This is a genomic window from Photobacterium ganghwense, from assembly GCF_017329545.1.
Taxonomy (GTDB): domain Bacteria; phylum Pseudomonadota; class Gammaproteobacteria; order Enterobacterales; family Vibrionaceae; genus Photobacterium; species Photobacterium ganghwense.
On sequence record NZ_CP071325.1, the window covers coordinates 3,066,910 to 3,089,110 of the forward strand.

Genomic DNA, 22,201 nt, shown 5'->3' on the forward strand with positions numbered 1-22,201 from the left:
CACACTTTATAATAACACCAACTTTTATCAGCCAAACTTGATAACAAACCAATACTGAAAAGCATATACAATTAACCACTATAAAATTATTCATATGTTTTTTAATACTATCATTCATATTATTCCATTCTGTTATGACATGAAAAATTGATTGATATTTATGATGTGTTAATTTACCAAACCTGAATTTTAATAGATTAAATCTATTCCATACCTCTCTTTTTCGCTTCAACTTTTTATATAACACTATAGTAACATAACCCACAGTCATTTTATCAGCACACAATAATTAGCGATCACAATAAAAATAACAATTATAAAATTAAAAATGAGACATATGAAAATATCAATTATCTTGATAAGAGTGGACAGCAACTCTATCTCACTTTAGATCAATAATTAATCCGTACTGTTTTTCATTGTTAAATGATTATGCGCCCATTATGAGGTCATTTTATACATATCAAAGAAACTAGAGACTCACCCAATCAACCCCACCGCAGCCGCCTTGTGCTCTGGTGCCAAGTGCGCATAGCGCAAAGTCATGTTCAAATCGGCATGCCCAAGCAACTCGCGCACCGTGTTGAGATCGACACCAGCCATCACCAGCTTGCTGGCGAAGTGGTGGCGCAAGTCATGAAACTTGAAGTCACTGATAAAGGCGTCATCTAGCACTAAGGCCCATGGCTTTTTCACATCTGTCAGCGGCTGTCCCGATTTTCCCTCATATATATAGAGGGAATCGGGATTTTGCTGCCGCCAGCTCGACAGGGCGGAAAACGCCTCTTTATTAAGGGGCACTGTTCGCCCTTCTTTCGATTTGGCATTGCTGGCGCGAACCGTCAGATATTTGCCTGTCAGAGAAATATCAGCCCAAGCCAAGTTCAGAAGCTCCCCTCGACGCAATCCGGTATTCATCGCAACCAACACCAAGGGCTCAAGATAATCGACAAACGCGACCTCATCCAAACTGGGGTATAGCTCTTGGTTCCGCTTTAGGCGATGCTCGTTAGCCGACTGACGAGCGAGACGGATTTTACGATCCCGCTCTTTAAGTGCATGGCGCAGTCTTTTCTCTTCCATCTCAGTCAGGTATCGCACCCGGGTATTGTCACTTTTGATGGCCTTTACCTTGGTCAAATCATGCCGCTCAATCAGCCCCCACTCGACAGCCCGGGACAATGCTCCTTTTAAGGTGTTAACGGTGTAGTTAATCGTCGCAGGGGCTTTCCCGAGTTTGCGCTGCTCGCTGCGCCACTTCTCGATTTCCCATGCGGTGATTTGGTCCAGATCTTTGTCGAGCAGGAAATCAAACCGGGAGCGGAGATGGTTAACGGTACGGCTGGCGGTTTTCGGGTTGCGGGTATTCAGGAAAGGCAGGTAACGCTCTTCAAGGAAGATAGACAGTTTGAGGTGTTTGCGTCGCAGGGTCTCTTCCCGCGTTTGCTTCTTTACTGCATGAACATCATTACCCTTGGCAACCTCACCCATTTTCTCCCGGGCCAAATCGCGGGCCTGCGCCGGGGTCAGATCACTGGCCGGGCCAAGCTTCAAATTGACCTGCTTGCCATCCAAGCGGTAATAGAGGTAATAAACGATCCGGCCCGAGCTGGAAATACGGGCATGGAAGCCGGGGATTTCTGTATCGTTAAGCCGCTTCTCTTCGATAGTCAGTTGCTTGATGGTTGACGCTGAAATCTTCTTCTTGATGGCCATAGTCGAGCGTATCTCTCCGCAGGGCCACGCTGTATATGTAGCATATATGTAGCAAATGGCCGATATTCCCATGTATTACAGTAAACACCAAAAAACAAACAACCCCAAATAAGCCATTGAATTAATTTGGGATTACTTCACACCCTTGTTCATCAGCGTTCACTGAAATACACAAAAAATACGACTCATAATCGCTTGGTCGACAGTTCAAGTCTGTCAGGGGCCACCAACATTCCAGAAGGCTTGTGGAGAAATCCACCAGCCTTTTTTCGTTTTAGCCGGTTGGGATACCAGTGCAAAACGCTATCTCTCAGTTTATTGCGCGGCAATGCGCAACAAAGTACTGAACGTATCAGTGCGCAAAATGAAAGAGTTCTCCTCCACCGCTCATCACAACCTCAGCCGGTATCACTCACCTCGCCACAGACGTTTTAGCCATCGGGACGTTCCGTGGAATTTGATACCGGTGGAATGACAACCCCCTCCTTTCTTTGCACAGCCGGAGTAAAGTATCGTCCGACGCCTGTGACAACCCACCGTCCAAGATCCCAATTCAGGACGTCCTGAATCGTGTTTCAGGTCGTTCAAAGCCCATTAATTCGGATAATGACCTCACATTCATCAACTCAGAGGTCACCCATGCAACAACTCCGGTTCACCCTGATCGCTCTCCTGCTGATCAGCGGTTCTGCTGCGGCGTCAAATGAAGCGCGCGTAGCAAATCACGTCCAAACATCCGAGCTACACGCAGCCCCAGAAAACGACATCGGCTTCCAGCAAATCCGCCTGCACGATGACCAGCGGCCACTGACCGTCAGCCTCTGGTACCCGGCCCAGCGCCATTCCGGCACGCCCACCCGGCTGGGTGACAATCCGGTGTTCCACGGTGTTCCGGTTCTGAAGGAAGCCCGGCTCTCAGCCTCCAAACCGCTGCCGCTGATCGTGATGTCGCACGGTTACCGGGGTAACTGGCGTAACCTAAACTGGCTGGCGGCCACCATTGCCCGACAAGGCTATTTGGTTGCAGCCCCCGATCACCCAGGCACCACAACGTTCGACACTGACCCGGAGCAAGCCGCCCAGTGGTGGCAACGCCCGAGGGATCTCTCGCGCACCCTTGACTGGCTGCTCGCTAGCCCGGCATACGGCAGCCATATAGATCCCCGCCGCATCGGTGCCATTGGCCACTCTCAGGGCGGCTGGACGGTGGTCAGTCTCGCCGGTGGTCAAGTCAGCAGTTCCCATCTGGCCCACCAGTGCCGGGAGCCTAGACTGAGTAATGGTTGCGGCTTAATCACGGAATTGGGGCTGTCGCAGGATAGCGACTTACAAGGGCGAAGCCGGAATCTCGGGCTGCACGACCCGCGGGTCACCGCCATCATCAGTTTAGATTTGGGCCTTGCCAACAGCTTCACGCCGCAGAGCCTGGCAGCCATCACGGTGCCGACCCTGCTCCTGGCCGCCGGAGTCAATAACCACAACCTGCCGCAGGCGCTAGAGTCCGGCTATCTGGCCAGGCATTTAGATCCGCGCCTCACCGATTACCAGGTGCTGGCCAACGCGACCCACTCAACTTTTATGGGCCGCTGCAAGCCCGGCGGCAAAGCCATTGTCGAGGAAGAAGCGCCTGGTGAGGGCAAAGTGTGTGATTCCGTACCGGGTACCACCCGCGCACGTGAACATCAGGCCATTGCACGGCATGTGACGGATTTTCTCGCCCGACACCTGTAAGGCTCTCAATCTGTCGAGCGGCGATAGGCGCTCGGCGTCATCGTCGTGATACGGGAAAATTCACGGTTAAAGTTAGATTTGGTGTTGAACCCGGCCATACCGTAAATCTCGGTAATGCTGAAATCCGTCTCTTTCAGCAATTGCCGGGCTTTTTCAATGCGGTACTGATTAATCAGCTGCGAGACATTGAGCCCGGTTTGTCGGTTCACTGCGGCAGACAACTGCCGGTTCGGGACCCCGGTTTTTCGGGCCAGCACAGCCAGCGTCAGATTCGGGTCCAGATAGAGAGCCTGCTCCTGTAGCAATGTCGTCAGAGCCTGCATAACCCGGGCGTCTTGCGCCTCAGCTTGCACCTCTACTTGAGCCTCCAAATGGCGAGCAGCATCATCTGGCGAGTCTTCAACGCCTTCATCAGGCGCAGAAACAGACGCAGCCGCGTGCACCTTCGGGACTAAGATTGGATTAGAAAATGGAAGTGTCCCTATCGTCGAGTCCTGTGTCTGCGTCACGGGCAGCTCAGCCCCGCCGCTGATCCGGCTGACAACTACCACAGCATAACTCAGCCCGGTGACAACCAGGCATTGCGATATCGTCAGGATCCAGATGAGCGACTGACCCTGTCCCAGCCAAGCATCCAGAGCGATCGCAAGATCGGTCAGCACCGAAAACAACAAAAACAGCCCGGCCCCGAGACACAACCGCGGCACAGTATGGGACTGGCTGAACGTCACCTGAGAATACTCATCGCTCGAGCGGTGGGAAAGCCGGAACAGCAGTGCGGCATGACCGAGATAGCTGAGGCTAATCAACACATCCAGTCCCAGTCGCCAATCGACCGGCCCAAGCAACAGCACCGGCACCAGCCCCACCGGCAGCCAGCTGAGCAGCCGCCAAGGTGCCGCATAGCCAAGGGTTCGGGTAAAACAGAGCCACAGCAGCGAGGGCAGCGTCACGGCCAACATGGGTTGAATCATCGCCATCGCGGACCACTGATAATGCCAGCGCAGCCCGACGCAGGAGACCACTAAGGCACAGAAACTCAAAAAGACGACGGCTAGCTTAGCCGACTTTCCCCGCTCACGGGGTAACTGCGCGGCCAGGAGGATTAGGAGCAGCGCTATCACAAAAGGCAGCGGGATCGCAGGCATCACGTTCTCATCATTCCCTTGATATCAATCAGGTTGCAATCATAAGCAATCGGCTCGCGACCGCCAAGGTGATTGCGCTACCGCAGTACCGTCGAGTGAGATGAAAAACGGGCACCAAAGTACGGACCGGATCCAAAATTGCGCCACCTGGTGTAAACACTGAATTTACAGGAAGAAACAAAGAGCTAACCTTTCTTTGTTTTCCGGCCAGAAATAAACCAACTATTGATACACAACAAGAAAAATCTGTGAAAGATGTAGATAATTTCAACCTCTGGCTTATTAGCAGAGGAAAAAGTTGCTCGTTATCACAAGGTGATTAAAGAGTTGGACTATGCTAGTATACAGCGCTTGTATGTCAGGGTGATTTATGCCTAGTCACCATGAAAACGTCATGCAACTGCCTTACACTTCGTAATACCTGAAACGGTACTGAAACCGCATAAGCAAGGTGTTGCCTTACAAAAGCAAGCAGATGCTTTTGTAAGGCAAAATTTTTGACATTTATTTGTATTACCACCGTAACCTGTGGGATGAAAGTTACAAATGTTTGACCAAGGCCTCATTTTGCAGGCTTTTTTCAACATTATTGGAGCATCATTTTCGGGTATAACACTGTGATTAAAATTTCCCTTGGGTAAAAGTTCGTCCGGAGACCATCCTCAATGAAAAAGACCAAGATCGTATGTACGATTGGACCGAAAACTGAATCAAAAGAAATGCTGACCAAACTGGCTAACGCTGGTATGAACGTGATGCGTCTGAACTTCTCGCACGGTGACTTCGCTGAGCACGGCCAGCGTATCCAGAACCTGCGTGACGTGATGGCAGAAACAGGTAAGCAACTGGCGATTCTGCTGGACACCAAAGGTCCTGAAATTCGTACAACCAAACTGGAAAACGGTCAAGACGTGTCTCTGGTCGCTGGCCAGGAGTTCACATTCACGACTGATACGTCAGTTGTAGGTAACCACGAGCGTGTTGCCGTGACTTACCCTGGTTTCGCGAAAGACCTGAACAAAGGCAATACCGTTCTGGTTGACGACGGCCTGATCGAAATGGAAGTGTTGGAAACCACAGACACTGAAGTGAAGTGTAAAGTCCTGAACAATGGTGACCTGGGTGAAAACAAAGGTGTTAACCTGCCAGGCGTTTCTGTAAAACTGCCAGCACTGGCTGAAAAAGACAAAGCTGACCTGAAATTCGGTTGTGAGCAAGGCGTAGACTTCGTTGCGGCTTCTTTCATCCGTAAAGCAGAAGATGTAAAAGAAATCCGTGAGCTGCTGAATGCAAACGGCGGCGAGAAAATCCAGATCATCTCGAAAATCGAGAACCAGGAAGGCGTAGACAACTTCGACGCTATTCTGGAAGCTTCTGACGGTATCATGGTTGCTCGTGGTGACCTGGGTGTAGAAATCCCGGTTGAAGAAGTTATCTTCGCGCAGAAGATGATGATTGAGAAATGTAACCGTGCCCGTAAAGTCGTTATTACTGCGACTCAGATGCTGGATTCTATGATCAAGAACCCTCGTCCGACACGTGCGGAAGCGGGTGACGTGGCTAACGCCATCATGGACGGTACTGACGCTGTTATGCTGTCTGGTGAGTCAGCAAAAGGTAAATACCCTATCGAAGCTGTGACTATCATGGCGCAAATCTGTGAGCGTACCGATGGTGCCCTGAAGGCCGAGCTGGGTTCTCGTCTGGACAGCTCACGTCTGCGTATCACCGAAGCGGTATGTAAAGGTGCAGTAGACACGTCTGAGAAACTGGGTGCACCACTGATCGTTGTTGCCACTGAAGCTGGTAAATCTGCCCGTTCAGTTCGCAAATACTTCCCAACAGCTAACATTCTGGCTGTGACCACCAATCCAAAGACAGCGGCTCAGCTGACTCTGACGAAAGGTGTTACGCCGGTTATCATTGATGAAATCGAAAGCACTGACGCTTTCTACGCACGCGGTAAAGAGCTGGCGCTGGAAACGGGTCTGGGCGCGAAAGGCGATATCGTAGTGATGGTATCTGGTGCACTGGTTCCATCGGGTACCACTAACACCGCATCAGTACACGTACTGTAATCTGCGATTACCACATATCGTTTCAAACGGGAGCCTCTGGGTTCCCGTTTTTTTATCCGTTAATTATCGCTCCTGTGACTTGGGCTTGTCCCGTCATACGCGGTTGGTCAGGGAGCACTCTTCCCGCCACCCTTTTCCCCAGCCAAGCCAATACCTACTCAAAAAGGCAAGGGATTCATCTCTCTAGCCACAGAGAAAGCGTGGTAATGACTCACACTTCTGACATCGAACAATCGCGGTAAACTTTCACTCTCAGTATACTCAACGCGCAATTCATCCCCTTTAAGAATATTAAAAGACACTGCCGTAACTGAGTGAGGAGTACCGTGCCCAGCCCAACCCTTTCCGATAAAGTCATGACGCTTATCCGTCAGGATATTTTGACCGGCGATCTGCCTCCCGGCCATAAGCTGGTTGTGGCTGACCTGAAAGCCCGTTATAACGTTGGCGCCTCTCCGATTCGTGAAGCCCTGGTGCAGTTGTCCTGGCATAAATACGTGCATTTCGCGCCGCAGAAAGGTTGCTGGGTGGCACCGGTCTCAGCCAGTGAACTGGAGGATCTGTTTGATACCAGTCTGGAGCTGTCCAGAATTTTGCTTCAGCGAGCCATCAAATATGGTGATGAGGCTTGGGAGTTGAACGTACTGACTAGCTACCACAAACTCAAACGCCTCAATCCGGCGGATCCGAAATCCGACTTTACCGAATGGGAACAGCGTCACGGCGAATTTCATCAGGCATTGCTGGCTGGCAGCCGCTCACCCAGTTTGCTGGCGCTTCACCGTCAGGTGTATGAGCAGGTGGAACGCTATCGCCACATCTGGGTCAACCGCCACCGTCAATACGAAGAGCGCTACCATGAAAATGGGGAACATGAGGCCATCATGAATGCCGTGCTGGGACGTAACAGCCAGCAGGCCCTGAGCTTGCTAAATACCCATTCTCAACGGGCGATCGACATGATTAAGCGCTACCTGTAGCCGACTGGCTACCAGAATATTTCTTTGTGGTGGGTATTGAGCAACAGGACTGCCAGCAGAAAATAAATGGCATTGATATTAAAGCCGAGCAATAGCAGGCTCAGCACGGTTAACCGTGGCAGAAACTTTGCGTTCATTGTCTGTCCCCCACATCTTTCCTACGGGCGAGTTCGACCATCTATTAGACTTTAGTCTAATACCGGAAAAATGCCGTTCGGCAGCAAGACAAAAACGGGACAAAAAAACCGGCGCATGAAGCGCCGGTTGATGTTCTGAACTGTATTTTAAAACTGCATTAGTGCATTAGAATGACTTCAGGCTTTCAGGGCTCTTTCACCACGAGCCATGCCGACTACCCCGCTACGTGCCACTTCGACAATGTCCGTCGCCTCGCCTACTGCAGCAATAAAGGCGTCCAGCTTCTCACTGGTACCGGCCAGCTGAATGGTATAAATCTGGCTGGTAACATCGACGATCTGACCGCGGAAAATATCTGCCGTGCGCTTAACTTCCGCGCGGGCAAAGCCGGAGGCTTTCACCTTCACTAACATCAGTTCACGTTCAACATGATCACTTTCAGTCACATTGCTGACCTTAAGGATATCAATCAGCTTGTGCAGTTGCTTTTCAATCTGCTCGAGCGCCGCTTCATCCTCAACATTGGTGGTGATATTGAGGCGAGACAGGGTCGCATCATCGGTCGGTGCCACGGTCAGTGACTCAATGTTGTAACCACGCTGAGAAAACAGGCCAACTACCCGGGATAATGCGCCTGGTTCATTTTCTAGAAGTACTGATACAATCCTGCGCATTAGGTTCTCTCCGTTTTGCTTAGCCACATTTCACTCATTGAGCCACCCCGGATCAGCATCGGGTACACGTGCTCAGTTTCATCCACACTGATATCAATAAACACCAGACGATCTTTCATCGCCAGCGCACGCTCCAGTTCACTGTCCAGCTTCGCCGGATCCGAAATTCGGATCCCGACGTGGCCATACGCTTCCGCAATGGCAGCAAAGTCCGGTACCGAATCCATGTAGGAGTGGGAGTGGCGCCCCTGGTAAATCATGTCCTGCCACTGCTTCACCATCCCCAGGAAACGGTTGTTGAGGTTGATAATCTTAACCGGGATGTCATATTGCAGCGCGGTGGACAGCTCTTGGATATTCATCTGGATACTGCCGTCACCAGTCACACATACCACTTCGGCATCCGGCAGGGCAAACTTGACGCCCATCGCGGCTGGCAGGCCAAAGCCCATGGTGCCCAGGCCTCCGGAGTTAATCCAGCGACGCGGCTTGTTGAACGGGTAATACAATGCTGCAAACATTTGGTGCTGGCCGACATCAGAGGCAACATACGCGTCGCCATCGGTCAGGCGGTACAGCGACTCAATTACCTGCTGTGGCTTGATGCGCTCGTTATCCGAGGCATAGCTCAGGCATTTGCGGGCACGCCAGGATTCAATTTCACTCCACCAGCTGTCCAGCGCATCGGCATCATTGTGGCCGTCCTGATCATCCAGCATTTTCAGCATAGTATTCAGTACCGTTTCAGCCGAGCCAACAATCGGGATGTCCGCGGCTATTGTCTTGGAGATTGAAGACGGATCGATATCGATATGCAGTACCGTCGCATCCGGGCAGTACTTGGCTACGTTGTTGGTGGTGCGATCATCAAACCGGACACCGACCGCAAAGATCAGATCCGAGTTATGCATGGTCATGTTGGCTTCATAGGTGCCGTGCATGCCCAGCATCCCCAGACTGTGGTGGTGATCGCCCGGGAAAGCGCCCAGCCCCATCAGGGTGCTGACGACCGGCAGCTTCAGCCGCTCCGCCAGGTTCAGCAACTGCTCGTGGCAGGCAGACATAATAGCGCCGCCCCCCACATACAACACCGGCTTTTTCGCCGTCAGCAGCGCTTTCAGGCCACGCTTGATCTGCCCTTTATGACCATTGGTTGTCGGGTTATACGAACGCATAGCGATCGCTTCCGGATACTGGTAGGCGTACTTTTCAGCCGGGTTCAGCATGTCTTTCGGAATGTCGATCACCACCGGCCCGGGACGACCACTGGATGCGATGTAAAAGGCTTTTTTGATGATTTCAGGGATCTGCTCCGGCTTGGTCACCAGAAAACTGTGTTTAACCACCGGGCGGGAGATACCGACCATGTCGCATTCCTGGAATGCATCATTGCCAATCAGGTTACTCATAACCTGGCCAGAGAGGATGACGAGCGGAATGGAGTCCATGTAAGCGGTCGCTATGCCGGTAATCGCATTGGTTGCTCCCGGACCCGAGGTCACCAGGACAACACCTACATCACCGGTGGCACGGGCATAACCATCTGCCATGTGCACAGCTGCTTGTTCGTGACGGACGAGGACGTGTTCGATATCGCTTTTCTCATGCAGCGCATCGTAAATATCCAGTACCGAACCGCCAGGGTATCCGAAGATATGTTTTACGCCTTGATCGATCATCGAGCGGACGATCATCTCAGCGCCGGACAACATTTCCATATTTCTGCCTCCAGGTCTTGTATACCATCCCGTATAGCTAATTCAACGTAACTGCGGTGACTGTGGCCTGAGGTATTGCCAATCTGACTGGAGGGCAGACGGGCAACACACGCAGCATGGGTAGTACAGTCACTGAGCCAAGTAGACGGCAGACCTTATTACAGGCTTCTGCCTCAATTAGCTATACAGGCTGATATCACATAGTTAGGGCTTATTTTTAGCCTAAGAATGAATCCAATCATGTGTGTTCACGCTATGTTGCCTGTAGCGGGTCATAACCCGTTACAGTAAGCGTTAATCAATGTAACGTTTTTTTATCAATCAAGTCTATCGCCCGGCGGCAGTTAACAAGATTCCTCTAAAATGGATAAAAAACCACCACAATCATGATTTCATCCCCTCCGCGTATAACATCTTCCACCATGAAGATTCCAATTTGCAGAGCATCTCACTTTACCTTTGCAACAGTGTGCGTGACTTACATAGCAAAAAGGGAAGCTTGCGCTTCCCTTTTGTTTTCCGTTTTCAGGCTGTCTCACCGCCCTGCCCGAATCACTTGCGGGAGCGGGCGGCCTTATGGCTTTCTTCATACATGCGCTCAATTTCCTCATGGTAACGGTCGAGGATAACCTTGCGACGCAGTTTCTGAGTCGGGGTCAGCTCACCGTGATCCATCGAGAACGCACGCGGCAGCAGGGTGAACTTCTTCACCTGCTCGAAACGCGCCAGATCCTTTTGCAGTTCGCCCAGGCGCTTCTCAATCAGTTCCACGATCTGGGTGTGCTTGATCAGCTCAAGACGGTCTTTGTACTTGATGTTCAGCTCGCGCGCATGTTCTTCCAGGGTTTCAAAACACGGGACGATCAGCGCGGAGACAAACTTGCGGGTATCGGCAATCACCGCAATCTGCTCAATAAAATGATCTTTGCCGATGGCACCTTCAATCACCTGCGGCGCGATGTATTTCCCGCCGGAGGTTTTCATTAACTCTTTGATGCGATCGGTAATAAACAGGTTGCCATCTTGATCAATATGGCCGGCATCCCCGGTTTTCAGGAACCCATCATTGGTGAAGTTGGCTGCCGTTTCTTCTGGCATGTTGTAGTAGCCCCGCATGACCATCGGCCCGCGTACCAGAATCTCGTTATTGGCACCGATTTTTACTTCCGCGCCCGGCATCGGCATCCCGATGGAGTCAGGATTGAAGCACTTATCATCCCAGCAGGAAACGGTCGCGGTTGTTTCCGTCATGCCATAGCCCAGCTTGACGTTGATCCCGATAGCGTGGAAAAACCGGCCGATACTTTCATCCAGTTTGGCTCCACCGCACGGCATGAACTTGATGTTACCGCCTAACAAGGCACGCAGCTTGGACAACACCAGCTTGTCGGCCAGCGCATGACTGCGCTTGAGCAGCCAGGACGGCTCACGACACTCCTGTCGCGCCAGTGCCATGCGGGCACCCATGTTCACCGCCCAGGTAAACATCACTTTGCGGTGCACAGGCGCACGCGCCACCTTGTCGTGCACCCCGGAATAAATTTTTTCGTACACCCGCGGCACCGCTGACATCACATTCGGCTTCACTTCCGCCAGCGCGTCTTTCAGCAGATTGGTATCCGACAAGTAGCAGTTCACACCGCCACGGTGCAGGACATAGAAAGTCCATGCCCGCTCGAACACGTGGGAAAGCGGCAGGAAACACAGGGATACATCGCCTTCAGCCAGCGCCAGCTTCTGATCGTGCCCTTCGATCTGTGAGGCAATGTTGGCATAATCCAGCATTACCCCTTTGGGCGTTCCTGTGGTCCCAGAGGTGTAAATCAGGGTCAGCAGGTCATCCATGGTGGTTTCATCCAGACGACGGGCCAGTTCGGCCTTCGCATCCCCTTCGGACTCTGTACTGACCCCGCTCAACGCGACAAACGCGTCATAGCTGATCACTTTCGGGTGATCCGGCAAAGTTGCCGCTGGTGACATCACGATGATGTGTTCCAGCCCCGGGCATTCTTCCGCCAGCTCCAGGGCTGCGTCCAGCTGCGCCTGCTCGCCGACAAACAACATCCGGATACCGGCATCATTGACGATATAGGCAGCCTGCTGCGGGGTATTGGTCGGGTAGATAGGCACGGTCACAGCGCGGTTGTACAAGGTGGCAAAGTCCGCCACGCTCCAGCGAGGCATGTTATTGGAGAAGATGCCGACTTTATCCTGCACGTTCAGACCGCGCGTCAGCATCGCCAACGCTAACTGATGAATTTGCTCACCGAACTCCGTCCAGCTGACAGACAGCCACTGGCCATCGACCCGGTGGCGCAATGCCGTCCGCTCCCCCAGACGGGAGATCTGGGAACGAATGCGGTTGACGATGTGATACTCTCGTTTTGCCATAACTACTCTACCGTTAAGCTTACACCTGTAAGCTATCGTGCAAGGGAGTCTACCTGCGACACTGAAAAAGGCAACTCTGCGAAATCACAAAACCATCATTATTCTGGTATGACCAGAATAACTTTGCTCACATCATGTACGGATTATTCAGGATATCACAGGGTTGCGTCAGCAATGTGGCAGACCGCCACGGGCGGCAACAGACGTAAAAAAGCCAGCACAAAAGCTGGCTTAACCTTGAATCACAGAGTGCGCGCCGGCTCAGTACTCACCGGAACCACAGATTGCCAGCAGCTGATCCCGCATCCAGAGATGGCCTTTGTCTTTTTGCGAAGATTCGTGCCAGCTCAGGTAACCGCTGACCGCGCCGGATTCAAACGGCAGCGGCAGGATTTTCAGGGATTGCTGCTGGGCCGCAGCCGTTGCCAGCCAGCGAGGTACCACGGCAATCAGCTCAGACTGACTGGTCACATACAGCACGTTGCTCAGACTGGTTCCCTGATAGGCAGGCGCGTAGTGACTTTTCTCGTGATAAACCGTTTCGGCAAAAGGTTTCACGCCCGGTACGGTCTTCAGCACTGCATGTTTTTCCGCTTCAAATTCTGCAGTGGAAAGGGTATCCCCCAGACGCGGATGATTACCGGCGGCGACAACCACCAGCTCATCATGAAACAGTGCCGTGCTGCACATACCCGGTTCATCGAAGCGCGCATAATCAATCACAAAATCGATATTCTGGTACTGCATCTTCTCTGCCATCGCCGCATCAGATTCGGTTTCTATCTGTACCCGGACATTTGGAGCCTGCTCAGCCAAGGTGCGCAAAATCGCCGGAACAAAGCGAATATCCGACGGGCTGCTGATCGCCAGCTTAAAAGTGCGGTTGGAGGTTTGCGGACAGAACACGGAAGCAGGCAACTCATTTTTCACCAGCTGCAGTGCCTGGCGCAGCGGGCCGAACAGCTGCTTGGCACGCTGAGTGGGCTGGATCCCGCGACCATGACGGATAAACAGCTCATCATTGAACATGACTTTCAGGCGCGCCACGGCATTACTGACCGCGGGTTGAGACATCCCCAGGTTGTGTGCCGCCCGGGTGATGTTCTGCTCTTGCATCACAGCGTCGAACACTGTCAGCAGATTCAGATCAACACTGCGTAAGTTGGTCTCCATAGTGTAACCATCAACAGAGTGAATTGTTGCGCTCTTGCGTGCCATTTTTGCCTCTAGTGAATACCTGTTCCGGGAGCTAACAGGCGCGCTGACAGCACGATACTTGTTGTATCACGCCAGAACCCCGCCTGCTGTACGGCAAGTATCATGCAAATGAATATATGAAATAAATAGAGGATGCCGTGCAAATCGGTCAGCACATCCAAACCGCCGCCAAAAATCACAACAAATTCATATATATCATAAAGATACAAGAACCTAAAACATTCTAAAAAGATTGTAAATAACATAAAGCCACAATGGGTTGATACCATTGTGGCTTAACAGGCAGGGAGGTTGGGTCAGCATGAGGTCAGGAAAAGCCATGACTTAACGCCATGACCTAAAGCAATGACTTAACAACCGTGACTCACAAACGTCTTTGTACGAGGACTTTCACACATCACGCTCGAGCCATCACGGCCAAGACGTACTCCGGGCAACCATCACCCGGAAACAACTAGCAGGTTGGGCTGATTGACAGCTTACGCCGGCTCGGCACCTTTGGGGAATAGAGTTCCACCAGCGCTTCCTCAACCACCTCGGGAAACTCAACTTGCTCCCACAGCCGGTGCCAGAGTGCTTCGCCTTTGTGCCAATCCCCTTCCGCTATCCAGCCGGCAATCAGCATGGCCACGTCCGGCAGGTGCACCCGACCGGCACCCTCGCTATCAAGCCAGCCGCGCAAGGCAGACGGGTCCAGATAACTCATCGACTGCGCCAGCCCCATGATCTCTAAAGTCATCACATTGCTCTGCTGCTCATACTGGCCATGCAGCGGCTTAAGCAGCAGCTTTTTGCCAAGGCTGATCGCTTCAGACGGCAGCTCAAACCCGCCATTGGCAATCACACCGTGACAGCAATGCATCTGATGATGAAAAGTCGCGCGGTTGAGTTTTCGGAGACTGACGTTTTCGTATTCGTGGTCCTGTTCGACCTCGGGATGAAAACAGAAAAAATGTACCTGAGTAAAACGGGTCAACAGATCAAGCACCGCGCTGAGGTTCTCAAACGGCAAGTAGACCAACACGGAGCCATCGTTGGTGATCGGCTGGATCGAGGGCGGCACGATCGGCGGCAGAATAAACTGGTTAAAGTGGTACCAGTGCAGACCCACTTGCTGCGCCGTCGGGGCAAAAAACCGAGTGATCAGCTTATCCAGACTACTTTGCCCCTGTTTGGGAATATCCTGCAGGAACGCGTTCTGGTGACTCAGGCCAATGCTGTGGACGTTTTGCCGGCGCGCGGCCCAGGCCGAGACCGGCTCAAAGTCATTGAGCACCAGGTCATAGCGGGTTAAATCCAGCGCGTTCACATCGCGCAGGAAAGTACGCGGCTGATTATGGGTCAGGGTTTTCCACTGATTCAGCTGACCGTTTTCCGTCACAAACGTCAGCCCGGCCCGGGTCTGGTAATCACCGAACTCAGCCATGTCGAAATACTGCGTCTGCTCGCGGCCGGTAAACAGGTAGTCCACCTCAACCTCCAGCAGAGAAAATGCCCGAGCCATCTCTCTGGCGCGGGAAATGTGCCCGTTTCCGGTCCCCTGTACTCCATAAAGGATCTTCATTCACAGCCCTCTACATATTCACCAGCTGGAAGCACAGGAGACCCAGCGCCGCACCAGCTGCAATATCAGTAATATAGTGTACGCCCAGCAATACCCTCGACAGCCCGATCGCCATCGCCCAGGGCCAGATAAACCAAGCGGTATCCGGGTAATACGTGGTGATCAGCGAAGCCATCACAAACGCGGCCGCAGTATGGCCGGACGGCAGACTGTATTTGTCTGACGGCTTGATAAAACTTGGCAGGGAAACTGGGCGTGCCCGTTTGAAACTGTTTTTCAGAAGAAGGTAAACGGGCAACTCCAACGCAAAAGCCTGCAAGCCGATCAGCACCACTTCCGTGCCTTTGACAGTGTCCAGCAGCCAGACCAGCAAGGCAAACAGAAGGTATAAGTGGCCATCCCCGGTGTGTGATACCGCCCGGCTGACCTGTGCGACCTGAACATTAAAGCGGTGGCACAGGCAACGTGATGAAACGGCATAATCGAGGCGCTGTAAGGGTGTCAGTATGGTCATCCTCGCATCCTTATCTGATTAAATCGCCACCAGAGTAAGAAAGGGATATGACAGCGCAGTGACGCTTTGACGGAAGCTCAATGACAATCTTCACGCCCGCGTTGCCCGTTGTTTTCACTTGGCACCCGGAGATGGGTTTATGCTGGTTTGACCGGATCCGCGTCGGCAAAAACCAGTGAACTCCACTGGTTTTTGCAAACCAAACAGAACTATTCACTGAATCGAACTGAACATAAAATAAACATGAAATTAGTAGTTGACGCTCAGCCTGTCTGTTTGGTATTCATTTGTTAACCAATTACTCGGATAATATTGCAAACATGAAAATGCGTTTCTCATCAATTCTCCTAAGCCTCCTCCTTATCGTGACCAGTTCGCGCGGGTAGCTTATGGGTGAGAAACAACACCACTAAGAATTCACAAAACCCGCGCAATATGCGCGGGTTTTTCGTATATGAGGCCGGCGCAAGCGGATGCAGACCAAGCCATTACAGGCAGGCCAATAAAAGGAAGCAGCTATGAACAATCAGGTCATCATTTTCGATACCACTTTGCGTGACGGCGAACAGGCGTTGTCCGCCAGTCTGACGGTCAGGGAAAAACTGCAAATCGCTTACGCACTGGAGCGCTTGGGGGTCGATGTTATTGAGGCCGGGTTCCCCGTTTCCTCGCCGGGTGATTTTGAATCGGTGCAGACCATTGCCAAGCACATCAAAAACAGCCGGGTCTGCGCCTTGTCCCGCGCCGTCGCCAACGACATTGATGTGGCCGCCGAATCCCTGAAAGTGGCCGAAGCCTTCCGAATTCATACCTTTATTTCTACGTCAACCATCCACGTACAAGACAAACTGCGCCGCAGCTACGATGACGTCATCGAGATGGGCGTCGCAGCAGTGAAGCGTGCCCGCAAGTACACTGATGATGTCGAGTTTTCCTGTGAAGATGCTGGCCGTACACCTATCGATAACCTGTGCCGGATGGTGGAAGCAGCCATCAATGCCGGGGCCACGACAGTGAACATCCCGGACACCGTCGGCTATACCCTGCCTAACGAATTTGGCGGCATCATCACTCAGCTATTCAACCGCGTGCCGAATATCGATAAAGCCGTGATTTCTGTGCACTGTCACGACGATCTGGGCATGTCAGTAGCCAACTCCATGGCTGCGGTGCAGGCAGGTGCCCGCCAGGTTGAAGGGACCATTAACGGTATTGGTGAACGGGCCGGTAACTGTGCGCTGGAAGAGATTGCGATGATCATCAAGACCCGCGCCGAGTTTCTGGGGGTCGATACCGGTATCAAACATGACGAGATCTCACGGACCAGCAAGCTGGTCAGCCAGCTGTGCAACATGCCGATTCAGGCCAACAAAGCGATTGTCGGTGCCAATGCCTTCAGCCACTCGTCCGGTATCCATCAGGACGGCATGCTGAAGAACAAGAACACTTACGAAATCATGACGCCGGAATCCATCGGCCTGAAAAACCAGGCGCTGAACCTGACATCCCGCTCCGGCCGTGCCGCCGTGAAAAGCCACATGGACACCATGGGCTACAACGAGAACGAATACGATCTGGATACCCTGTACGCCGACTTCCTGAAACTGGCAGACCGCAAGGGTCAGGTGTTCGACTACGATCTGGAAGCGTTGATGTATTTTGCCAACCTGCGTGAAGAAGACGATTTCTACAAGCTGAACTACCTGAGCGTTCAGTCCGGCAGCGTGATGGCGACCACCAGTATCAAACTGCAGTGCGGGGATGAAGAAAAATGTGAGGCCGCGGTCGGTAACGGCCCGGTCGACGCCCTGTACCAATGTATTTACCGCCTGACCGGCTACGAGATCGTGCTGGATAAATTCGACCTGACCGCCAAAGGTGAAGGGGAAGATGGCCTGGGCCAGGCCGATATTATTGCCAACTACAAAGGCCGTAAGTACCACGGTACCGGCCTGGCTACCGACATTGTCGAGGCCTCAGGTCAGGCATTGCTGCATGTGATCAACAGCATCCACCGCGCAGAGCAAATCGAACAAATCAAACAAAAATCCCATATGGAGACAGTATAACCATGGCAGGTACTTACAATATCGCCGTTTTACCGGGTGACGGCATTGGCCCGGAAGTCATGCAGCAAGCCCACAAAGTGTTGGATGCCGCGCAGGAAAAATTCGGCTTTACCCTGAATTGCAAAGAATACGATGTCGGTGGCATTGCCATCGACAACCACGGCTGTCCGTTACCAGAAGCGACCCTGAAAGGCTGTGAAGCGGCAGACGCGATCTTGTTTGGCTCAGTCGGCGGCCCGAAATGGGAACACCTGCCACCCAATGATCAGCCGGAGCGCGGCGCGTTGCTGCCACTGCGCAAGCATTTCCAGCTGTTTTGCAACCTGCGTCCGGCGCAAATTCATGCGGGTCTGGAGCGTTTTTCCCCGCTGCGAGCTGACATTTCCGAGCGTGGTTTTGACATCGTGGTGGTGCGCGAGCTGACCGGCGGCATTTACTTTGGCCAGCCAAAAGGGCGCGAAGGGTCAGGGCCGGAAGAAAAAGCCTTTGATACTGAGATCTACCACCGCTACGAGATTGAGCGCATTGCCCGGATCGCGTTTGAATCAGCCAAGCTGCGCGGCAAAAAAGTGTGCTCGATTGATAAAGCGAACGTGCTGCAAAGCTCAATTCTGTGGCGTGAAGTGGTGGAAGAGATTGCCAAAGACTACCCGGACGTGAGCCTGAGCCACATGTACATCGACAACGCGACCATGCAGCTGATCAAAGACCCGGCGCAATTTGACGTCATGCTGTGCTCCAACATTTTCGGTGACATCATTTCCGATGAATGCGCCATGATCACCGGCTCAATGGGGATGCTGCCTTCTGCCAGCCTGAACCAGGACAAGTTCGGCATGTACGAGCCAGCAGGCGGCTCAGCACCGGATATTGCCGGTAAAAACATCGCCAACCCGGTAGCACAAATTCTGTCGGCAGCACTGATGCTGCGTTACAGCCTGGGCGAAGAGCAGGCAGCTCGCGCGATTGAACAGGCCGTTTCACAGGCGCTGGAAGCCGGCGAGCTGACCGCCGATCTGGCCGGTAACAGCCCGGCGCTGAGCACCAGCGAAATGGGTGACCGCATCGCCCACTATATTCGCCAGGCCTGAATCGCCCGGACATTATAAAAACAGGGAGCAAACCACAATGTCGACAACTAACGCGCCAGAGACACAAGCGCCAAGGACGCTTTACCAGAAAGTTTACGATGCCCATGTCGCCGTCGCGGCCGAAGGCGAAACCCCGATCCTGTATATCGACCGTCACCTGGTGCATGAAGTCACCTCACCGCAGGCCTTTGACGGCCTGCGCGAAAAAGGCCGTCCGGTACGCCAGGTCGGCAAAACCTTTGCCACCATGGATCATAACGTCTCAACCCAGACCAAAGACATCAAAGCCTCCGGCGAGATGGCCCGGATCCAGATGGAAACGCTGGCCAAGAACTGTGAAGAGTTCGGGGTCACTCTGTACGACCTCAACCACAAATATCAGGGTATCGTGCACGTGATGGGGCCGGAGCTGGGGATTACCCTGCCGGGGATGACCATCGTGTGTGGCGATTCCCACACCGCCACTCACGGCGCCTTCGGCTCGCTGGCTTTCGGCATCGGCACCTCCGAAGTTGAGCACGTTTTGGCGACTCAGACCCTCAAGCAGGCTCGCGCCAAGACCATGAAAATCGAGGTCAAAGGCAAAGTGGCACCGGGTATCACCGCGAAAGATATCGTGCTGGCGATCATCGGCAAAACCACCGCCGCGGGCGGAACCGGTTATGTGGTCGAATTCTGTGGCGAGGCGATCACCGACCTGTCGATGGAAGGGCGGATGACAGTATGTAACATGGCGATTGAGCTGGGTGCCAAAGCCGGCCTGATCGCGCCAGACCAGACCACGTTCGACTACGTCAAGGGCCGACACTTTGCCCCGACCGGCGCTGACTGGGATGCTGCAATCACCTACTGGCAGACCCTGAAAACCGATGCCGAAGCCACATACGACGCCGTGGTCACTCTGAATGCCAAAGACATCAAACCGCAGATCACCTGGGGAACCAACCCGGGCCAGGTAATTGCCGTGGACGAGCCAATTCCGTCTCCGGCTGACTTCAGCGACCCGGTTGAAAAAGCCTCCGCGGAAAAAGCACTGGCCTACATGGGGCTGGAAGCCGGCAAAAAGCTGTCTGATTTTTCAATCGACAAAGTCTTTATCGGTTCATGCACCAACTCACGCATTGAAGACATGCGCGCTGCCGCGGCCATTGCTAAAGGCCGTAAAGTCGCCCCGAACGTTCAGGCCCTGGTGGTACCGGGTTCAGAGCAGGTGAAAGCGCAGGCCGAGCAAGAAGGGCTGGATAAGATCTTTATTGAAGCCGGTTTTGAATGGCGTCTGCCGGGCTGCTCGATGTGTCTGGCGATGAACAACGACCGCCTGGGCCCGGGAGAGCGCTGCGCATCCACCAGCAACCGTAACTTCGAAGGCCGTCAGGGCCGTGATGGCCGCACGCACCTGGTCAGCCCGGCCATGGCTGCCGCCGCGGCGTGTGCCGGCCACTTTGTCGATATCCGCGAACTGGAACCAGAAGCTGCGACAGTATAATCAGAAGGAACGAAAGTAATGACAGGATTTAAACAACATACCGGCCTGGTAGTTCCTCTGGATGCTGCCAACGTGGATACCGATGCCATTATCCCGAAGCAGTTTTTGCAGAAAGTCACCCGTACCGGTTTCGGCAAGCACCTGTTTCATGACTGGCGTTTTCTGGATGATGCCGGTGAACAGCCGAACCCGGGCTTTGTCATGAACGCGCCGCGCTATCAGGGTGCCAGCATTCTGCTGGCGCGGGAAAACTTCGGGTGCGGTTCATCCCGTGAGCACGCCCCGTGGGCGCTGGCCGATTACGGCATCAAAGTGATGATTGCACCGAGCTTTGCTGACATTTTCTACGGTAACTCGATCAACAACCAGATGGTACCGGTTCGCCTGAGCGAAGCAGAAGTCGACGAACTGTTCCAGTTTGTGGCTGCGACCGAAGGGGCAGAAATCACAGTGGATCTGGAAACCATGACCGTCAGCGCGAACGGCAAACAATATCACTTTGAGATTGACGAGTTCCGCCGTCACTGCCTGCTGAACGGCCTGGATAATATCGGCCTGACGCTGCAGCACGAAGACAAGATCGCCGAGTATGAAAGCCGAATTCCGGCCTTCCTGGCGTAACCTTCAGGAACATCACACACCGCCTCATCAGCCCCGAGCTTGCTCGGGGCTGTTTCGTTCCGGCCCCTGTTCGCGGTGTCAGCCGGTATCACCAGGGAGCGGGCATGCCACAACGTTCGAGCCCTGAACAGCCATACGCAAACAGAGCGTACAAACAGACAACACAAACAAGAACAAGAACAGGAACAGTGGAAAAACGTCGGGAACGTGGAAAGATATCAGCGATTCGCCGGTCATCTACACTTGATCACGTCACATCTGTATACAAGGACATCCCATGCGTTTGCTCATTGCCTTAGCCCTGCTCCTGCTGTCGAACGGCAGTATGGCCGCCCCCAAAGCCGACCTCTGGCCGTACTGGCAGGCCAGCCAACCCACCAGCAGCACCGCCATCGACCACAGCCGCTGGCAGCAACTGTTGGATAAGTATCTGGTGGTTTCCCCCCAACAAACCCTGTTCCGCTACCGTCAGGTCAACGATACCGATCGCTATGAACTGGGCCACTACCTGCGTGATTTGGCAGGGCAGGATCCCCGTCGGCTGAACCGGAATGAGCAGTTCGCCTACTGGGTCAATCTCTATAACGCCATGACCGTGAAGCTGATTCTGGATAACTACCCGGTCTCTTCCATCACCAAGCTGGGCGGCTTGTTCAGCTTCGGACCGTGGGACGAGACGCTGATTACCATTGCCGGTCAAAAGCTGACCCTCAATGACATTGAGCACCGGATCCTGCGCCCTATCTGGCGCGATCCACGCATTCATTACGTGGTCAACTGCGCCAGTCTGGGCTGCCCGGATCTCCAGCCGCAAGCCTTCACCGCCGCCAACCATGACGCGCTGCTGGAACAATCCGCCAAGCGTTTTATCAACAGTCGCAAGGGCGTGGCAGTTGAACAGGATAAGGTGCGCCTGTCCTCAATTTATGACTGGTACGCCAGCGATTTCGGCAATCTGAGCCAGCTGCAGGCACACCTCAATCAATACCGCCAACAACCGGTGCAACTCAATCACGTTCGCTATGACTACAACTGGGCGCTGAACGAAGCCCGCTGAGGCCCTC

General features: G+C 53.2%; 19 protein-coding genes. 8 read left to right on the plus strand and 11 right to left on the minus strand.

Features of this window, described 5'->3' with window-relative positions; all coding sequences use genetic code 11:
- Positions 1-480: 480 nt before the first annotated feature.
- Positions 481-1,716, minus strand: coding sequence for a site-specific integrase (locus tag FH974_RS13825; protein ID WP_207103357.1), 1,236 nt, complete (start codon positions 1,714-1,716; stop codon positions 481-483).
- A gap of 741 nt (positions 1,717-2,457) precedes the next feature.
- A complete protein-coding gene (locus FH974_RS26215; protein ID WP_242551835.1) occupies positions 2,458-2,601 on the minus strand; it encodes a hypothetical protein in 144 nt (47 codons plus the stop codon).
- Between FH974_RS26215 and FH974_RS13830 the strand changes: the two genes are divergently transcribed.
- Entirely contained in the window at positions 2,593-3,447 is an 855-nt protein-coding gene (locus tag FH974_RS13830; protein WP_242551836.1) for an alpha/beta hydrolase family protein, read from the plus strand. The genes FH974_RS26215 and FH974_RS13830 overlap by 9 nt on opposite strands.
- A 5-nt stretch (positions 3,448-3,452) precedes the next feature.
- Here the strand turns inward: FH974_RS13830 and FH974_RS13835 are convergent, their stop codons facing one another.
- On the minus strand, positions 3,453-4,595 hold the full coding sequence (locus FH974_RS13835) for a helix-turn-helix domain-containing protein (protein ID WP_047883709.1): 1,143 nt from the start codon (positions 4,593-4,595) through the stop codon (positions 3,453-3,455).
- Between the two features lie 665 nt (positions 4,596-5,260).
- Here FH974_RS13835 and pykF point away from each other — a divergent pair.
- Together pykF and FH974_RS13845 are read left to right on the plus strand one after the other, a co-directional pair.
- Positions 5,261-6,673, plus strand: a complete 1,413-nt coding sequence (pykF, locus tag FH974_RS13840; protein ID WP_047883708.1) for a pyruvate kinase PykF — start codon at positions 5,261-5,263, stop codon at positions 6,671-6,673.
- Positions 6,674-7,029: 356 nt separating this feature from the next.
- A complete protein-coding gene (locus tag FH974_RS13845; protein WP_047883707.1) occupies positions 7,030-7,653 on the plus strand; it encodes a GntR family transcriptional regulator in 624 nt (207 codons plus the stop codon).
- Between the two features lie 8 nt (positions 7,654-7,661).
- Here the strand turns inward: FH974_RS13845 and FH974_RS26340 are convergent, their stop codons facing one another.
- The 8 genes from FH974_RS26340 to FH974_RS13880 form a co-directional block, all read right to left on the minus strand.
- Positions 7,662-7,790: a hypothetical protein gene (locus FH974_RS26340; RefSeq protein ID WP_047883706.1), complete on the minus strand. Its 129-nt coding sequence runs from the start codon at positions 7,788-7,790 to the stop codon at positions 7,662-7,664.
- A 177-nt stretch (positions 7,791-7,967) separates the two neighbouring features.
- The gene (ilvN, locus tag FH974_RS13850) at positions 7,968-8,465 is read right to left on the minus strand and encodes an acetolactate synthase small subunit (RefSeq protein ID WP_047883705.1); all 498 of its coding nucleotides are present in this window, start codon (positions 8,463-8,465) and stop codon (positions 7,968-7,970) included.
- Entirely contained in the window at positions 8,465-10,183 is a 1,719-nt protein-coding gene (locus FH974_RS13855; protein WP_047883704.1) for an acetolactate synthase 3 large subunit, read from the minus strand. The genes ilvN and FH974_RS13855 overlap by 1 nt, the downstream gene beginning before the upstream one ends.
- A gap of 552 nt (positions 10,184-10,735) precedes the next feature.
- Positions 10,736-12,574, minus strand: coding sequence for an AMP-dependent synthetase/ligase (locus tag FH974_RS13860; protein WP_047883703.1), 1,839 nt, complete (start codon positions 12,572-12,574; stop codon positions 10,736-10,738).
- Between the two features lie 261 nt (positions 12,575-12,835).
- The gene (gene leuO / locus FH974_RS13865; RefSeq protein WP_047883702.1) at positions 12,836-13,792 is read right to left on the minus strand and encodes a transcriptional regulator LeuO; all 957 of its coding nucleotides are present in this window, start codon (positions 13,790-13,792) and stop codon (positions 12,836-12,838) included.
- Positions 13,793-13,800: 8 nt separating this feature from the next.
- Entirely contained in the window at positions 13,801-14,037 is a 237-nt protein-coding gene (locus tag FH974_RS13870; RefSeq protein WP_207103358.1) for a hypothetical protein, read from the minus strand.
- A gap of 209 nt (positions 14,038-14,246) precedes the next feature.
- Positions 14,247-15,356, minus strand: a complete 1,110-nt coding sequence (locus tag FH974_RS13875) for an MJ1255/VC2487 family glycosyltransferase (RefSeq protein ID WP_047883700.1) — start codon at positions 15,354-15,356, stop codon at positions 14,247-14,249.
- A gap of 10 nt (positions 15,357-15,366) precedes the next feature.
- Positions 15,367-15,870 (minus strand): phosphatase PAP2 family protein, encoded by a 504-nt coding sequence (locus FH974_RS13880; protein WP_047883699.1) that lies wholly within the window; start codon positions 15,868-15,870, stop codon positions 15,367-15,369.
- A gap of 518 nt (positions 15,871-16,388) precedes the next feature.
- On the opposite strand from FH974_RS13880, the gene leuA reads away from it, so the two are divergent.
- The 5 genes from leuA to FH974_RS13905 all read left to right on the plus strand — a co-directional run bounded on the left by leuA (position 16,389) and on the right by FH974_RS13905 (position 22,194).
- Positions 16,389-17,939, plus strand: a complete 1,551-nt coding sequence (gene leuA / locus FH974_RS13885; RefSeq protein WP_047883698.1) for a 2-isopropylmalate synthase — start codon at positions 16,389-16,391, stop codon at positions 17,937-17,939.
- A 2-nt stretch (positions 17,940-17,941) separates the two neighbouring features.
- A complete protein-coding gene (gene leuB / locus FH974_RS13890) occupies positions 17,942-19,030 on the plus strand; it encodes a 3-isopropylmalate dehydrogenase (protein ID WP_047883697.1) in 1,089 nt (362 codons plus the stop codon).
- Between the two features lie 37 nt (positions 19,031-19,067).
- Positions 19,068-20,516 carry a 3-isopropylmalate dehydratase large subunit gene (leuC, locus tag FH974_RS13895; RefSeq protein WP_047883696.1) on the plus strand — a complete coding sequence of 483 codons (1,449 nt, stop codon included), beginning with the start codon at positions 19,068-19,070 and terminating at the stop codon, positions 20,514-20,516.
- Positions 20,517-20,534: 18 nt separating this feature from the next.
- Positions 20,535-21,137: a 3-isopropylmalate dehydratase small subunit gene (leuD, locus tag FH974_RS13900; RefSeq protein ID WP_047883695.1), complete on the plus strand. Its 603-nt coding sequence runs from the start codon at positions 20,535-20,537 to the stop codon at positions 21,135-21,137.
- A gap of 277 nt (positions 21,138-21,414) precedes the next feature.
- Entirely contained in the window at positions 21,415-22,194 is a 780-nt protein-coding gene (locus FH974_RS13905) for a DUF547 domain-containing protein (RefSeq protein WP_047883694.1), read from the plus strand.
- Positions 22,195-22,201 lie beyond the last annotated feature (7 nt).

Coding starts and splice junctions, on each gene's coding strand:
- FH974_RS13845 (WP_047883707.1), top strand. CDS start 7,030: ATGACGCTTATCCGTCAGGATATTTTGACCGGCGATCTGCCTCCCGGC.
- FH974_RS13875 (WP_047883700.1), bottom strand. CDS start 15,356: ATGAAGATCCTTTATGGAGTACAGGGGACCGGAAACGGGCACATTTCC.
- leuA (WP_047883698.1), top strand. CDS start 16,389: ATGAACAATCAGGTCATCATTTTCGATACCACTTTGCGTGACGGCGAA.
- FH974_RS26340 (WP_047883706.1), bottom strand. CDS start 7,790: ATGAACGCAAAGTTTCTGCCACGGTTAACCGTGCTGAGCCTGCTATTG.
- ilvN (WP_047883705.1), bottom strand. CDS start 8,465: ATGCGCAGGATTGTATCAGTACTTCTAGAAAATGAACCAGGCGCATTA.
- FH974_RS13835 (WP_047883709.1), bottom strand. CDS start 4,595: ATGCCTGCGATCCCGCTGCCTTTTGTGATAGCGCTGCTCCTAATCCTC.
- FH974_RS13855 (WP_047883704.1), bottom strand. CDS start 10,183: ATGGAAATGTTGTCCGGCGCTGAGATGATCGTCCGCTCGATGATCGAT.
- FH974_RS13870 (WP_207103358.1), bottom strand. CDS start 14,037: ATGTTATTTACAATCTTTTTAGAATGTTTTAGGTTCTTGTATCTTTAT.
- leuC (WP_047883696.1), top strand. CDS start 19,068: ATGTCGACAACTAACGCGCCAGAGACACAAGCGCCAAGGACGCTTTAC.
- FH974_RS13860 (WP_047883703.1), bottom strand. CDS start 12,574: ATGGCAAAACGAGAGTATCACATCGTCAACCGCATTCGTTCCCAGATC.
- FH974_RS13825 (WP_207103357.1), bottom strand. CDS start 1,716: ATGGCCATCAAGAAGAAGATTTCAGCGTCAACCATCAAGCAACTGACT.
- leuB (WP_047883697.1), top strand. CDS start 17,942: ATGGCAGGTACTTACAATATCGCCGTTTTACCGGGTGACGGCATTGGC.
- FH974_RS13880 (WP_047883699.1), bottom strand. CDS start 15,870: ATGACCATACTGACACCCTTACAGCGCCTCGATTATGCCGTTTCATCA.
- leuO (WP_047883702.1), bottom strand. CDS start 13,792: ATGGCACGCAAGAGCGCAACAATTCACTCTGTTGATGGTTACACTATG.
- pykF (WP_047883708.1), top strand. CDS start 5,261: ATGAAAAAGACCAAGATCGTATGTACGATTGGACCGAAAACTGAATCA.
- FH974_RS13905 (WP_047883694.1), top strand. CDS start 21,415: ATGCGTTTGCTCATTGCCTTAGCCCTGCTCCTGCTGTCGAACGGCAGT.
- leuD (WP_047883695.1), top strand. CDS start 20,535: ATGACAGGATTTAAACAACATACCGGCCTGGTAGTTCCTCTGGATGCT.